Consider the following 14,953-nt stretch of genomic DNA (forward strand, 5'->3'; position numbering starts at 1 on the left):
ACAACATAACTAAACTACCTTAAAACATCAACCACAATACGACTGCGTATGAGCAAACTCTTTGCTAAAAAACAACTGTCTGTTTTATTGGCGGAAGCTGGAGAATCCGAAAAGGGTCTGAAAAGGACACTTGGGGCAGGTTCTCTGATCGCCCTTGGGATCGGCGCCATTATTGGTGCGGGCCTTTTTGTAAGAACAGCTGCAGCTGCAGGTCAACATGCCGGCCCTGCTGTAACCATCTCCTTCATTATTGCCGCTATTGGCTGTGCGCTGGCGGGTTTATGCTATGCCGAATTTGCTTCCATGATTCCTATTGCCGGAAGCGCTTACACCTATTCTTATGCTACTTTAGGAGAATTTATTGCCTGGATCATTGGCTGGGACCTGGTACTGGAATATGCACTGGGAGCCGCCACTGTAGCCATTGGATGGTCACAGTACCTTAACAAATTACTCACCAACGTATTCCATATTACCATCCCTTATGAATGGTGTCACAGTCCATTTGAAACATCGGACGCCGGGGTACAGGGTATTATGAACCTTCCTTCTGTATTTATTCTCCTGGCACTTACATTATTGCTGATCAGGGGTACACAAGGTTCTGCTATTGTTAATAACATCATTGTTATCACCAAAGTAGCCATCGTATTGCTGTTCATCTTCCTGGGATGGAAATTTATCAATCCTGCTAACCATACGCCATTTACCATCCCTGCTACTGCCGGCACGGTGAAAATGCATAACGGCCAGGTTGTTGATTATTCCAATTTCTGGAACCACGGATGGGCCGGGGTGCTAAGGGGAGCCGGGGTTGTATTTTTTGCATTCATTGGGTTTGACGCGGTATCTACTGCTGCTCAGGAAACCAAGAATCCTAAGAAGAATATGCCTATCGGTATCCTGGTGTCACTGGCTATCTGTACCATCCTCTATATCCTGTTCTCTTTTGTACTGACAGGTATTGCACCTTTCCAGGATTTCCTGAAAGCAGGTGGTGAAGCATCTGTAGCTTATGCGATTGATACCTATATGCCTGGTTATGGTTGGTTATCTACCTTCATCACCGTAGCGATTCTGGCAGGATTCTCCTCCGTAATCCTGGTGATGTTGCTGGGTCAGACCAGGGTATTCTACTCCATGAGTAACGACGGCCTGGTACCCGGTGTATTTGCTAAACTGCATCCTAAATACCGTACACCATACCGTTCACAGTGGATGTTCTTCGGATTTACCACTTTGTTTGCCGCCTTTATTCCGGACAATGTGGTAGGTGATATGACCAGCATTGGTACCCTGTTTGCCTTTGTACTGGTATGTATTGGTATCATTGTAATGCGTAAAAGCAATCCTGAATTACCAAGAGCCTTCAAAACACCGCTGGTACCGTTAGTTCCTGTACTGGGAGCTTTGATCTGCTTAACCATGATTATCAGTCTTGGTATAGAAAACTGGGCGCGTCTGTTTGTATGGCTGGGTGTTGGATTTGTTATTTACTTCGGCTACAGTGTAAAACACAGTAAAGCCCGTAAAGCAATGGATAAATAGTCCTTGCCTATATAAAGATTAAACAAAGCGGAGAACAAAGCGACGTCGGGAAACGGCTCGTTTTTGTTCTCCGCTTTCGTTAAAAAGTAAATCCCGCTACGCCTAAATCTGAAAATCCTTATTTTTGCGTTCTATTTTTACAAGTAACTATAATTACATACCACTCTAATGGGAAGAATATTTGAAGTAAGAAAATCGACCATGTTTGCCCGCTGGGATAAGATGGCGAAAGCATTTTCAAGAATCGGAAAGGAAATAGCGATAGCTGTAAAGGCTTCCGGCCCTGATCCTGACAACAACCCTGCACTCCGCCGCTGTATCCTCAACGCAAAGAGTGTGAACATGCCTAAAGACCGTGTAGATGCTGCTATCAAGCGCGCTATGGGTAAAGACAAGACTGATTACGAAGAAGTTGTATACGAAGGCTATGCGCCTCATGGCGTAGCAGTGATCATTGATACTGCTACCGATAATACCACCCGTACCGTAGCTAACCTGCGCATGCACTTCACCAAAGGTGGTGGCAGTTTGGGTAATAGCGGTTCGGTAGGTTTTTTATTCAATCGCGTAGGTGAGTTCAAAATCAAAAATAGCGGACAGAATCTGGAAGATCTGGAACTGGAGCTGATTGATTTTGGTTTGGAAGAAATTGGGGAAGATAGCGAAGGGAATATTATTATCCGTGCTGCGTTCACAGAATTCGGCAACATGGCAAAGGCCCTGGACGATAAAGGCATTGAAGTAGTCAGCTCAGAGCTGAAACGTATCCCGGCTACCACAGTGGAGCTGAATGATGAGCAAGCCAAAGAAGTACTGGAATTAGTAGATCGTCTGGAACAGGATGACGACGTACAGGCAGTATTCTATAATCTGAAATAAAGAAAGGGCCGCGGAATGCGGCGCTGATAGCTTATAAAAAAAACGTCCCGCCTATAGGTGGGACGTTTTTTCATTGGATACGGTTAACTTTCTAAACCAAAAACAGCTAAACTTTAGCGATGGAATGTGAACGATCCAGGTCATCCGCTATAAACATAAGTCCTTTGCCATGGTAGGTTTCGAGTTTTACGGCAGGATCTTGTGCAATATGTTTACGGAGACGTGTCAGGTATACGTCCATTACACGTGATGCGAAGAAATCTTCCTGTCCCCAGATGCAGGACAGGATGTCATCTTTCTTCAATTTTTTATTAGAATTCTCACACAGAAAGCGAAGCAGTTCCGCTTCTTTTGGGGCCATACGAACATGGGAATCGGCCGATTTATGCCTAATATGATATTGGGAATAGTCAAATACAAGGTTGCTGATGGTATATACGATACGGCGTTCGCTTTTAAGGAGGCGGCTGCGTTGCATATACACTTTAACGCGGCACAGCAGCTCCTGCATATTAAATGGCTTTATGATATAATCATCTGCTCCTGATTCAAAGCCCTGTAGCCGGTCTTGTTCCATATACCGGGAGGTTGTAAAAATGATAGGTACGTTTACATCCATCGTGCGGATATCCTCTGCCAGCGCGAAGCCATCTTTTTTAGGCATCACTACATCCAGTAAACAAAGGTCGAAAACGTGTTTTTGAAATTTTTCCCAGCCTTCAAGGCCATTTTCACAAAGGGTAACGTTATAACCGGCGCGTTCCAGTTGTCTTTTTACCACCTTGGCAAAAAAGATATCGTCCTCCGCCAAAAGAATGCTTGGTTGCATGTACGTTGGTTTTAAAGCGAGTAAATATGAGATTTTAGTTGTAGAACCTAAATGAATGAGCGTATCTTGTACGTTTATTCAAAAATAAATAACATAACCATAATCCTGTTCGTTCATCCTTGTTCAATTCTGAGTTGGACGTTCATTTTAACCATTATGGCTGGCCTAATACCCCTGTTGTTATTATTTTCGGTTTAGCATTCCTTACATCTATAAAAACATATTTTTCTGCTTCACGGGGTATTCACTAGTTGATAATATTTTGAGGGGCCCCACCCTTGAAGGCTTTTAAATTTTCCACCACCGTATACATCAGCCGTTTTCTGGCCGCCTGTGTAGCCCAGGCAATATGCGGAGTAATAATAGTATTAGGAGCAGCAATTAACGGATTACTGGCCGGAGGCGGCTCTGCAGATAATACATCCAACGCCGCACCAGCAATTACCCCTTCCTGCAACGCCTGCGCCAGATCAGCCTCACGGATCAATGGTCCACGGCTGGTATTAATCAGGAAAGCGGAAGGCTTCATCGTACGCAATAAACTCATTTGCACAAACTCCTTGTTGTCCGCATTCAGTGGACAATGCAGCGAAATAATATCCGCCTCCCGGAAACAGGTAGCCTGGTCCACAAAAGTAACACCAGCCATCGCGTCCCTGTCGGGGTGCTTATGGTTGGCAATCACCTTCATCCCGAATGCCAGCGCTATACGCGCCACAGCCTGTCCTATCTGCCCAAATCCAACTATCCCCAATGTACGGCCGGACAACTCCACTAAAGGCGTTTTCCAATAGCTAAAATCAATACTGCTGCTCCACTCCCCTGCCCGCACACTGGCTGCATGCAAACCGATATGGTGACAGAGCTCCAGTATCAACGCAAATGTTAATTGTGCCACCGAAGTGGTGCTATAAGCCGGTACATTCGTCACCGGAATATGCCTTGCACGGGCCGCGGCAATATCTACCACATTAAATCCCGTGGCAGTGACCCCAATATATTTCAGTTGCTTCGCCTGCTCAATAGCCGCTGCATTCACAATGGCTTTATTGGTCAACACCACATCTGCCGTTGCAATCCTTTCAGCTACCATTGCCTCTGGTGTACGCTCATACACCGTTACATTCCCTAATGCCTGTAAGGCGCCCCAATCAAGGTCGCCAGGATTTAACGTATGGCCGTCCAGTACAATTATATTCATCATGATTGTTGTAGTTTAAGACAAGAAACGGGAAACTTATTCAATAATTTTTTCTGCCGGATCTTCGATATGATAAATGAGGCATCACCCATAAAGCTGGCCCTGGTCGGTCATCTTTCCATTCTCAGCAAAATCCACCAACTTGATTAATTTAAATTGCAAACCTTTCTTCACGAACTTCTTTGTCAACCCATCTGCTACCGGACTTCTGTTGTGCTCATTGAGTTGCGGATAATCCCTGTAATATTTGCGTATAAAAGGATTCACAAACATTATCTGGTGCTCGCGGTTAGAACAACCATTTTCATATAATTGTGATCGAAAAGTGAACAACGAAGATATCAAATTTGCCAGTGTACATCTTCCTAATTATCATTTATATTTATTTTTTATATTGTTACACTATGTTGAAATTCATTTCTAAAAACCACGCATCTATACTGGATGCCAATTCCCTGGGCGACTTCATTGATAACCTCGATGCCCGCATCAGTAGCCCTGTACTGAACAACCTTGTAGACACACTGAACAAACACTATAGCAAAGTGAAATGCAGCGATCACAGAGATGCAGCTGTTACCGTGATGGTGGATTACCTCGGTCTGGGAGAAAAACAGCTGACGTTTAAAATGGTGAATTGCTGTTGTGATAAGTTTGAAGCAGAATTACAGGAGAGATTAGGAGAGATAAAGGTGAGGGAGTAGGATGTAGCTAGTCACCTTGTAACACCAACTATCTTATGATGATTGTTGGTGTTTTTTTTATTTATTTTATATATATAGGATTCCTATCATTAATAAAAACACTATACTTTTTTTGCTATTTCAACATTAAAATCGCTCCATCGCTGGAGATTATTTTTCAGGATAAGAAACGTTCTACGACTATCTGTTACCAGGCAGATGATAACGCCATGTATATTTTCTACTTCCTTCAGATCAGACATCAACATGAAATAATCATTAACTCCATCCTACCCCCTTCTTACATTCAAAAAATCCCCACACCTTTGCTGCGCCATAATAGCAACATACTACTAAGCCTACCAACTGCTTAATTTTAAAAGAGGCCATCATTTCAGCAGATACATGCTGTTATGATGGCTTCGCCAATTCCGGTCATCGTATAAAAAGAAAAGCCGGTTCCTGTTAAGAAACCGGCTTCGCGATATTTTTATTAGCAGCTGCTACTATTCCTGCATCATCTCCATAACTACTTTTACTACATCTTCTGTATTAGGCTTAGAGAAGTAATCTCCATCAGAACCATATGCCGGACGATGTGCCTGCGCACTCAAGGTACGTGGCGCCACATCGAGGAAACGGTAACCGCCCTGATTTTCTATTACTTCCTGGAACATATACGCGGTGCCGCCACCAGGTACATCTTCATCCACAAAAAGGATGCGGTTGGTTTTCTTAAGTGATTCCACAATGCTGTGGTGAACATCGAAAGGTAATAAGGTTTGCACGTCGATCAGCTCACAGGAAACACCGACTTCATTTAAAGTAACAATTGCTTCTTCAATGATGCGGGTCATAGAGCCGTAAGTAACAATTGTTACATCTGTTCCTTCGTGCAATACTTCCGGAATCCCTAATGGTACGGTAAATGACTCCAGGTTAGCCGGTAATTTCTCTTTTAAACGGTAGCCGTTCAACGATTCTATTACCAGGGCTGGTTCATTGGCTTGCAGAAGGGTGTTATACATTCCCGCTGCCTGCACCATGTTACGAGGTACGCATACATACATACCACGAAGAGCGTTAATAATCATCCCCATTGGAGAGCCGCTATGCCAGATGCCTTCGAGGCGGTGGCCACGGGTACGTACAATGATAGGGCAAGCCATACCACCTTTGGTACGGTATTGCAGGGAAGCTACGTCATCGCTGAGTGGTTGTAGACCATACAGCACGTAGTCGAGGTATTGTATTTCCGCAATCGGGCGAAGGCCACGTAATGCCATACCAATACCTTGTCCCATGATGGTCAGCTCACGTATACCGGTGTCGGCTATACGATTTTTTCCATGCTTCTGTTGTAAACCGGCAAAGCCCTGGTTTACGTCTCCTATTTTACCCACATCTTCTCCGAAAGCAAATACTTTAGGGTTGTTGGTAAACAGTTGATCAAAATATTTATTCAGTATTTCGTAGCCATTAACGGTGATACCATCTGCTTCGTAAGCGGCTGGTACGGCTGGTACATTCAGTGCAGAGTTTGTACCGGTGGCATGTAAATAAGAATTGTAGTTTTCTTTTTCTTCCTGCAGATAGGTATCATAATACTGTTGCAGTGCCTGAATAGTGGCAGCTGATTTCAGGTGTTTATGTTTCAGCAGGATGGTAGCCGCTGCTTTCAAAATATCCCGGCGAAGTGGTTCGCGGTTATTTTGCAGGTCACGGATCGCCAGGTTGATCATGTTCACATCGGCGCCGGCTTCTTCCGCGATGGGAGCAGCCAGGGCAACGAACGACTGTACATGTTCTTTGATAGGTGTTACATATTTTTCCCAGGCGCTTTTGCGGGCCTCCTGTGCTTTTACTTTGGCTTCTGCTTCTACTGCCTGCAGCTCTTCTTCACTACATAGTGCGTTTTCAATGATCCAGGAACGCATTTTCACGTTACAGTCAAATTCCCTTTCCCAGGAAAGACGTTCCTTGCTTTTGTAGCGCTCATGCGAACCACTGGTAGAGTGGCCTTGCGGCTGCGTGATTTCCTCTACGTGGAAGAGCGCAGGAACATGTGTTTCACGGATTTTGCGGATGGCCGCTTCAAATACTTCACACATGCCGGCATAATCCCAGCCTTTTACGTTATAGATATCAAAGCCGTTGGAGTCTTCTGTTTTACGGAATCCTTCCAGGGCGGCGCTGATAGAATTTTTCGTTGTCTGATATTTACGGGGCACCGAAATACCGTAGCCATCATCCCACACAAATACGGCGAGAGGAACCTGTAATACGCCAGCTGCATTAATGGTTTCCCAGAAATGCCCTTCCGACGTTGAGGCGTCACCGATAGTAGCGAAACAGATTTCGCTACCATTATTGGAGAGTCCTTTAAATTGGTGTAAGTCTTCTACTTCCCGGAACATTTTGGAGGCATAGGCCAGACCGAGTGCGCGGGGCATCTGGCCGGCAGTAGGCGCCATGTCTGCTGCGGAATTTTTCGTTTCCATCAGATTCAGCCAATTGCCATCCTTATCAAGATTTGGGGTAGCAAAGTGGGAGTTCATCTGGCGGCCGCCGGAAAAAGGATCATTTTTCAGGTCGGGATCAGCATATAACTGCGAAAAAAATTGTTCGGGAGTAGCGATACCTGTGGCAAATGCAACAGTTTGGTCGCGATAATAACCGGAACGAAAGTCCCCTGGCTGAAAGTATTTTGACATTGCTATCTGCGCCACTTCCTTTCCATCACCAAAAATGCCAAACTTTGCCTTCCCGGTAAGGACTTCCTTACGGGCCAGCAGACTAATTTCCCTGCTATCACAGGCCAACCTGTAATCATTTAGCACTTCCTTACGAAATTCTTCGAATGACAACCGGCTTTCTAAATTCATAGCTAGTTCGTTATTTTCTATCATGCCTCATGGTTAAAGTACAAAAGTAAGGTTAATTATACAGTAGAAAAACGCATCGAAACTTACATTTAAAATAATCTGATTTTTTTTAATAAGAATTTAATAAATTGTAAGGTTTATAATGCTTTTTGGCCGTAAATTTGTCCATACCAGAAAAGATATCAATATTTTTTAACCGGTCGTTTTAAAACCATCATATGAAAATGAAAAAGTTTATCTTATCCCTGTTTGCGAGCATGCTGCTAACGACAGCACTGTGGGCTCAAACCACACCTACTCAGAATCCTGCTGATGCAAAAGTGAAATTCGTGAAGGAAACTGTTGATTTTGGCAAAACTGATTTAAATAAACCAGTAACTGCTGATTTTGAGTTTACCAACATCTCCAAAGAGCCAATTTTGATTGAAGCTGCCCGCGCAAGTTGCGGTTGCACCACACCAAAATGGACGCAAGAACCTATTCTTCCTGGTAAAAAAGGAAAAGTTACCGCCACTTATAGCGCTAACGGTGTAGGTCAGCAGAACAAAACCATCTGGGTGAAGTTCAGAGGCGTGGATCAGGATAAAGAACTGCACCTGACCGGTACAGTTGGTTCCAACAACAAGTAGTCGTCCACACTTTAAACATACTAAGACCTTACAGTACAATGTGCTGTAAGGTTTTTTGTTGCCCATACGATCCCCTATCTTTGCACAGCAAAAGAATCAAAACAATTTTATGCCTACCATTAGCCAGAGAGGTGTGCAAATGCCACCATCTCCCATCAGAAAGCTCGTACCATTCGCAGAAGCAGCCAAGAAAAGAGGTGTGAAGGTATACCACCTGAACATTGGACAACCAGATATCGAAACACCAAAGCCGGTACTCGATGCGGTGCGTCATTCCGATTTCAAAATCCTCGAATACAGTCACAGCGCCGGAAACGAGAGTTACCGTAAGAAGCTGGTTACCTATTATGAAAGATTCAACATCGCGCTGAATCACAACCAGATTATCGTTACTACCGGAGGTTCTGAAGCCATTGTGTTTGCATTTATGGCCTGCCTTGATCCGGAAGATGAAGTAATTGTACCGGAACCTTTTTATGCTAACTATAACGGCTTTGCCGTAGAAGCGGAAGTAAAGATTAAAACCATTACTGCCAGTATTGATACCGGCTTTGCATTACCTGCGATGGCTGATTTTGAAAAAGCCATTACACCGCGTACAAAAGCCATCCTGATCTGTAATCCCAATAACCCTACCGGTTACCTGTACAGTAAGGAAGAAATGGAAGTGCTGAAGCAATTGTGCCTGAAATATAACCTGTTCCTGTTTTCTGATGAGGCGTACCGCGAGTTTTGCTACACTGGTGAGCATTTCTCTGCGATGAACCTGGAAGGCATGGAAGATAATGTGATCCTGATGGATACCATTTCCAAAAGATATAGCGCCTGTGGCGGCCGTATCGGTGCTTTTGTGACCAAAAACCAATCAGTGCTGGATGCCACCATGAAGTTTGCACAAGCCCGTTTGAGCCCTCCGTCTTTCGCTCAAATTGCCGGTGAAGCAGCTGTTGACTTGCCGGTGAACTATTTCGACGGTATCAAAGCAGAGTACCAGAGCCGCAGAGATATCCTGGTAAAAATGCTGAATGAAATTCCGGGAGTATACTGCCCTAATCCGGGTGGAGCTTTCTATGCCATGGCTAAATTACCGATCGATGATTCGGATAAATTCTGCCAATGGATGCTGGAATCTTTTTCTCATGAAGGACAAACGGTGATGATGGCGCCTGCTACCGGATTTTATGCGACTCCAGGCCTGGGTAAGAATGAAGTTCGTTTGGCGTATGTATTGAATACAACAGACATTAGTCATGCAATGGTCTGCCTGGAAAAAGCACTGGAAATATATCCGGGAAAAACTTCCAAATAATTTTCATGAAAAATCGTGTATAAAATACACTAAGCTATCAAACAAATACATTATAAATAATTATATGTTTATTTTTTTAGTCAAAAACACGATTTTTTAACATCAAGTACTTGGAATTTTCATGTTTTGTTTTGTATATTTGATGTAGAAACAACAACAAAGACAAAAAATATCAAATTATAAAAATATTTACAAATACGATGTACGGCAAAATCTAAACTTGTTTAAGAAAAATTTAACCTGCATTATTTCTTAGAACGTTTATTTGGTCCGACCTTTGAATTGTTAAACAGAAGAAGAATTATCAATCTTCTGTCAAACTCAAAGAATTACTAAAACGTTTTAGCAAAATATCGTATTTTTGTATCAGTTTTTCATAACGTGGAATTTATAAAGGCAAACGGCTCTGATCACAGAGCCGTATTTTTTTGCCCTTTTTTGCCGATTTCTTCCTAAAACAAGCAAAAAAGCAATTTTCAGAATAAATATTCCAAAAAATTTCCCCTTCTACTTTACCTTTTTTCTATAATATTGTTATGTAATAAAACGGGCGGAATAATTAACACAACGTGTTACCGTATTTCGTTTGTTTTCATAACGTGGAATTTTAAAATGCAACGGTCCCGATTCTTCGGGACCGTCTCCATTTTTTGAAACGGCTAAAAGCTATAAAAGCGAACGACCGAAGCGATTAATTAAATAATCTCACTTCGGTCGTTCGCTTTTATAGCTTTTAGCTTTACGCGCTTATTTTTTGTGTTCCCGGATCATTTTGAAGAAATCATCAAACAGGTAACGGCTATCAAACGGTCCTGGTGTGGATTCCGGGTGATATTGTACGCTGAATGCCGGCTTATTTTTAATACGGATACCTTCTACAGAATTGTCGTTCAGGTTAATGTGGGTTACTTCCACATGTTCGCTGGCGGCTACTGCTTTAGGATCTACCGCAAAACCATGGTTCTGGGTAGTGATTTCGCACAAACCTGTTTGCAGGTTCTTTACCGGGTGATTTAATCCACGGTGACCATGGTGCATTTTATAAGTTGGGATACCATTGGCCAATGCCAACAACTGATGTCCCAGGCAAATACCAAACATTGGTCTTTCTGCAGCCAGAATCTGCTTTACCGTTTCAACGGCATAAGTCAGCGGAGCCGGATCACCAGGGCCATTGGAAATAAAGTAAGCATGTGGTTTAAATGCTTCACATACTTCAAAAGGAGTATCTGTAGGGAATACCTGCAGGTAAGCACCTTTTTCAGACAGGCATTTCAACATGTTTCTCTTTACACCATTATCCAGTACTGCAATACGGATGTCCGCTGCCGGATCACCAATATTGTATACTTCCGGAGTAGTTACTTCTTTGCACAGCGCCAAACCTTCCATGGAAGGGACTTTAGCTAACTCTGCTTTCAGTTGCTCTACATCCAGGATGGAGGAAGAAATGATACAGTTCATAGCACCTTTGCTGCGGATGTGGGAAACCAGCGCACGGGTATCTACGTCATAAATGGCTACCAGCTCATTATCGGTCAGGAACGTTTCCAGGGAAGCATCAGCCATCTTCCGGGAGTAGTTATACGAGATATTTTTAGCGATCAAACCGTTGATCTTCACACTACTGCTCTCTACGTCATCCTTCTTGGTGCCGTAGTTCCCAATATAGCAGTTGTTCATTATCAACACCTGTCCTTTGTAAGAAGGGTCTGTAAACACTTCCTGGTAACCCGTCATACCGGTATTGAAAGCTAATTCACCGGCAGCAGTGCCAATTTTTCCAAAAGCTTTTCCCTGAAAAACCGTACCGTCGTCTAACAGCAGTATGGCAGGTTGGATGGTTCTTGTCTGAGGCATTTCTGGTATCTGTCTTGTTTTATATTTTAAAAAAAACCTTCAAGGGTACAATAAGCCCTGAAGGTTCGGATAAAAAACCGTGCAAAGGTATGAAATGCAACAGTTAATTATAGATTTTTTTTAGCAGAAATGAATATGTTACTTAATTTTTACAGATTTCAGTATTCTTTGCGCTACCTGATACCCTACCTGGTCATCATCCCGATAGTTTATCAGTATCTGCCACCGGGCACTGCCCTTGATCATTACCAGATTACAAAAGGCCAAACGGATACCTCCTTTATATAAATAATTTCCTTCTTCCAAAATCCCCTTCATACCTGAAATAAGCACAGGCACTGATTTACAGTTCATATCACTGGCGGTTTCACTGAGCTGCATATCGTTGTGTGATGCCGCCATCGCGGTTTCCAGGTCGTTCGCAGCATTGGACTGATAGTTATACATATTCACTGCAATCCGGATACCGCCACCATCTTCATTTCTATAGCTCTTGGCATATTCTATCATCTTAGCCTCCTCTCCTTCCAGTGGCTGATCATGCACCCACAACTTCACCGGTGTACTTATTTCAAGTGCCTGCCGGCCGATGGTAGCCGTTTGCCAGCTATTATATAATGAACTAGCCGGTACTTTCGGATAGATAAACGTAAACACCGCCCTCTTTCCGAATAAAGTGCCGGTCACCGCAATTAACACCAGAAACACAGAAAAAAACAGGATCACCTTTCCCCTGTTGCCCGGCTGAAATTGTGCTTTCATCCAGGACAGCATAAAGTTGGGTTTATTGATTTTCAGGGAGATGCCTACTTCCTGGGAGTACTCTGCAAATGAGCCCATGGGACGATGCTTCTGCCAATCAGCAAATGTCTTTGGTAACTTCTTACCACAGGCTTCACAAAAGGTCAGGTATTCTGATTTCAGTGGGTTGGCATGTCCACAACCGTCACAGTGCAGGTATTTCATAGGAGTATCATTAAATCGGAATAAGTGTAATATTACGAAATATATTTATCTAATATCCGGGAGATTTTCTTTTAAAAAACAGATAACCGCGCTTAGGCGGCAAAAGAAAGCACTGCACACGGAAATAACCGCAGTGATTTATTGCGCTATTCATAAAAAAGTAGCAAATTTGGATCGGGAGAGCTGGGCAAATTCGCACTCCAGGAAAAGTGGCTGCTGAAGACTAAAGCGTATATGAGGGATTACAAACTATTAAGCGATGACGAATTACTTCCTTTAATAAAGAAAGGAGAAGTACAGGCGTTCAACGAAATATACTTCCGCCACTTCACCACCCTTTACCGCTTTGCCTATAATATCCTCAAAAACGAAGAAGAATGCCGTGATGCCATACAGGAAATATTTGTATGGATTTGGGAGAATAGAGAAAAGCTGGATATTACATCTCTCAAAAGCTATCTCATTGCTTCCGTAAAATACCGGCTGGCCAGGGTTATACAAACATCCCGCCGCCATGCAGAAATTATCGCCGCCAACGTACCCATAGCCACCTTCACCGTCATAGAAGAAGATATAGAAGCGAAGGAACTGAAAAAAGTAATCAGCGACTGGACCGACACCCTTCCTCTGCGCGCCAAACAAATATTTCAACTCAGCCGGGAACAACACCTTAGCAACAAAGAAATTGCCCTACAGCTGGGCATCTCCGAAAAAACAGTAGAGAATCAAATCACCATTGCCCTCAAAAAACTACGGTCCGATTTAACCAAACGGATGCTCTCCATATTATTTCTTTAACTTTTTTTTATCCCGCTTGGGGGCTGGCCTCCCTTTATGTCTCTTACTATACAAACCAGGGATCTAAAAGGCTTTGAATGAATCAGGAACAACTCACGTCACTTGTTGAACGTATTGCGAATAACACCGCTACAAACGAAGATATCTCCGTTTACAATGCCTGGTGCAATGCCCGGCAGGATCAGGAGTTGGAGTTAAACGACCTGTCAGATATAGAAGCGCAAACCTTCCGCGAAATTCAAAGAAGAACCGGGCAATCTACCCGGAAATGGATACTAATCCGTCGCATTGCCGCAGCAGCCGCTGTTACAGGTATACTAGCCGGCAGTTTGTATTTATATAAACATGTCAATCGCCCGGTAGCTCCGGCACCCATCGCCGCCGTTACTACAGATCATCATATTTCCGCCGGAAAAAATACGGCGACCTTAACACTGGCCAACGGAAAAAAGATTGTACTGGCGGATAGCCAGGACGGAAAACTGACCAACCAGGCAGGTTCGGAAGTGACCAAAACAACCGACGGTACATTGGAATATCATCCCGTTGCGACCGGCGCCGCCATCGATATTCAATATAATAAACTAAGCACCGCACGGGGAGAACAGTATCAGATTACATTACCAGATGGTACCAAAGTATGGCTAAACGCTGCTACCACACTTACTTTTCCTACTTCCTTCGCTAACCTGCCTGCCCGCAAAGTAGACGTCACCGGCGAAGCTTATTTCGAAGTAGCACCAGATGCGGCACATCCATTTATTGTACGCACCACCCAACAGGAAGTGAAAGTATTGGGTACCAGTTTCAACATCAACAATTATGCGGACGAACCACTTGCCAAAACAACACTGATTCAAGGCGCCATCAAAATAAACAATGAAAAAACTTTAACACCAGGACAACAGGCCATCAGCACCAAAGATGGCACTATAAAGATTACCACCGTAGCCACAGAAGCTACCATCGCCTGGAAGAACGGCTATTTCGAATTCAACGACGAAAACATTTATGAAATCATGCGCAAAGTATCGCGCTGGTATAATGTAGAAGTAATTTATGAGGGCGACATTCCGACAAATGCCATGGAGGGCACCATCTCCCGGTTCGAGAATGTTTCCAAAGTTTTAAACACCATACAAAAAACAGGACTGCTCAGATTCAGAATAACACAAAAGAAAATTTATGTGAGCAAATATTGATACCACGAAGTGAACAATTTTTGAAAAAACACCATTTAAATTCCAAACAATTATGAAGTAAACAAACAGCCAAAATTTTCTTTGCTGCATAAAAAACGTGAAAGTGAGGAAGCACTTCCACGTTAGCTGTAAGGCTGAATCAGCATTGAATGTTCGTCAGTAGA

The 14,953-nt window shown here is 43.3% G+C and carries 13 protein-coding genes; 7 read left to right on the plus strand and 6 right to left on the minus strand.

What is annotated here, in order from left to right; translation table 11 throughout:
- Positions 1-48: 48 nt before the first annotated feature.
- A complete protein-coding gene (locus tag AC1DFM_RS05730; protein WP_477075757.1) occupies positions 49-1,548 on the plus strand; it encodes an amino acid permease in 1,500 nt (499 codons plus the stop codon).
- A 168-nt stretch (positions 1,549-1,716) separates the two neighbouring features.
- Complete coding sequence (locus AC1DFM_RS05735) at positions 1,717-2,427, plus strand: YebC/PmpR family DNA-binding transcriptional regulator (protein ID WP_477075758.1); 711 nt, start codon at positions 1,717-1,719, stop codon at positions 2,425-2,427.
- Between the two features lie 106 nt (positions 2,428-2,533).
- Here AC1DFM_RS05735 and AC1DFM_RS05740 read toward each other — a convergent pair whose 3' ends face one another.
- Both AC1DFM_RS05740 and AC1DFM_RS05745 read right to left on the minus strand, forming a co-directional pair.
- Complete coding sequence (locus AC1DFM_RS05740; RefSeq protein WP_477075759.1) at positions 2,534-3,256, minus strand: response regulator transcription factor; 723 nt, start codon at positions 3,254-3,256, stop codon at positions 2,534-2,536.
- A 247-nt stretch (positions 3,257-3,503) separates the two neighbouring features.
- Positions 3,504-4,460 carry a D-2-hydroxyacid dehydrogenase gene (locus tag AC1DFM_RS05745; protein WP_477075760.1) on the minus strand — a complete coding sequence of 319 codons (957 nt, stop codon included), beginning with the start codon at positions 4,458-4,460 and terminating at the stop codon, positions 3,504-3,506.
- Positions 4,461-4,861: 401 nt separating this feature from the next.
- Here AC1DFM_RS05745 and AC1DFM_RS05750 point away from each other — a divergent pair, with 401 nt between their 5' ends.
- Complete coding sequence (locus AC1DFM_RS05750; protein WP_477075761.1) at positions 4,862-5,161, plus strand: hypothetical protein; 300 nt, start codon at positions 4,862-4,864, stop codon at positions 5,159-5,161.
- 101 nt (positions 5,162-5,262) lie between these two features.
- On the opposite strand, the gene AC1DFM_RS05755 is transcribed toward AC1DFM_RS05750, so the two are convergent.
- Positions 5,263-5,409 carry a hypothetical protein gene (locus tag AC1DFM_RS05755; protein ID WP_477075762.1) on the minus strand — a complete coding sequence of 49 codons (147 nt, stop codon included), beginning with the start codon at positions 5,407-5,409 and terminating at the stop codon, positions 5,263-5,265.
- Between the two features lie 237 nt (positions 5,410-5,646).
- Positions 5,647-8,025: an alpha-ketoacid dehydrogenase subunit alpha/beta gene (locus AC1DFM_RS05760; RefSeq protein ID WP_477075763.1), complete on the minus strand. Its 2,379-nt coding sequence runs from the start codon at positions 8,023-8,025 to the stop codon at positions 5,647-5,649.
- A gap of 224 nt (positions 8,026-8,249) precedes the next feature.
- On the opposite strand from AC1DFM_RS05760, the gene AC1DFM_RS05765 reads away from it, so the two are divergent.
- Together AC1DFM_RS05765 and AC1DFM_RS05770 are read left to right on the plus strand one after the other, a co-directional pair.
- Positions 8,250-8,654 carry a DUF1573 domain-containing protein gene (locus AC1DFM_RS05765; RefSeq protein WP_477075764.1) on the plus strand — a complete coding sequence of 135 codons (405 nt, stop codon included), beginning with the start codon at positions 8,250-8,252 and terminating at the stop codon, positions 8,652-8,654.
- 109 nt (positions 8,655-8,763) lie between these two features.
- Positions 8,764-9,963 carry a pyridoxal phosphate-dependent aminotransferase gene (locus AC1DFM_RS05770; protein ID WP_477075765.1) on the plus strand — a complete coding sequence of 400 codons (1,200 nt, stop codon included), beginning with the start codon at positions 8,764-8,766 and terminating at the stop codon, positions 9,961-9,963.
- A 747-nt stretch (positions 9,964-10,710) separates the two neighbouring features.
- Here the strand turns inward: AC1DFM_RS05770 and carA are convergent.
- Both carA and AC1DFM_RS05780 read right to left on the minus strand, forming a co-directional pair.
- Positions 10,711-11,823 carry a glutamine-hydrolyzing carbamoyl-phosphate synthase small subunit gene (gene carA / locus AC1DFM_RS05775; protein ID WP_477075766.1) on the minus strand — a complete coding sequence of 371 codons (1,113 nt, stop codon included), beginning with the start codon at positions 11,821-11,823 and terminating at the stop codon, positions 10,711-10,713.
- Between the two features lie 138 nt (positions 11,824-11,961).
- A complete protein-coding gene (locus tag AC1DFM_RS05780; protein ID WP_477075767.1) occupies positions 11,962-12,789 on the minus strand; it encodes a hypothetical protein in 828 nt (275 codons plus the stop codon).
- Between the two features lie 234 nt (positions 12,790-13,023).
- Here AC1DFM_RS05780 and AC1DFM_RS05785 point away from each other — a divergent pair, with 234 nt between their 5' ends.
- Together AC1DFM_RS05785 and AC1DFM_RS05790 are read left to right on the plus strand one after the other, a co-directional pair.
- Positions 13,024-13,587: an RNA polymerase sigma-70 factor gene (locus AC1DFM_RS05785; protein ID WP_477075768.1), complete on the plus strand. Its 564-nt coding sequence runs from the start codon at positions 13,024-13,026 to the stop codon at positions 13,585-13,587.
- Positions 13,588-13,664: 77 nt separating this feature from the next.
- Positions 13,665-14,789: a FecR family protein gene (locus AC1DFM_RS05790; protein WP_477075769.1), complete on the plus strand. Its 1,125-nt coding sequence runs from the start codon at positions 13,665-13,667 to the stop codon at positions 14,787-14,789.
- The last annotated feature ends 164 nt before the right edge of the window (positions 14,790-14,953 follow it).

Source organism: Chitinophaga sp. 05T412, assembly GCF_056396465.1.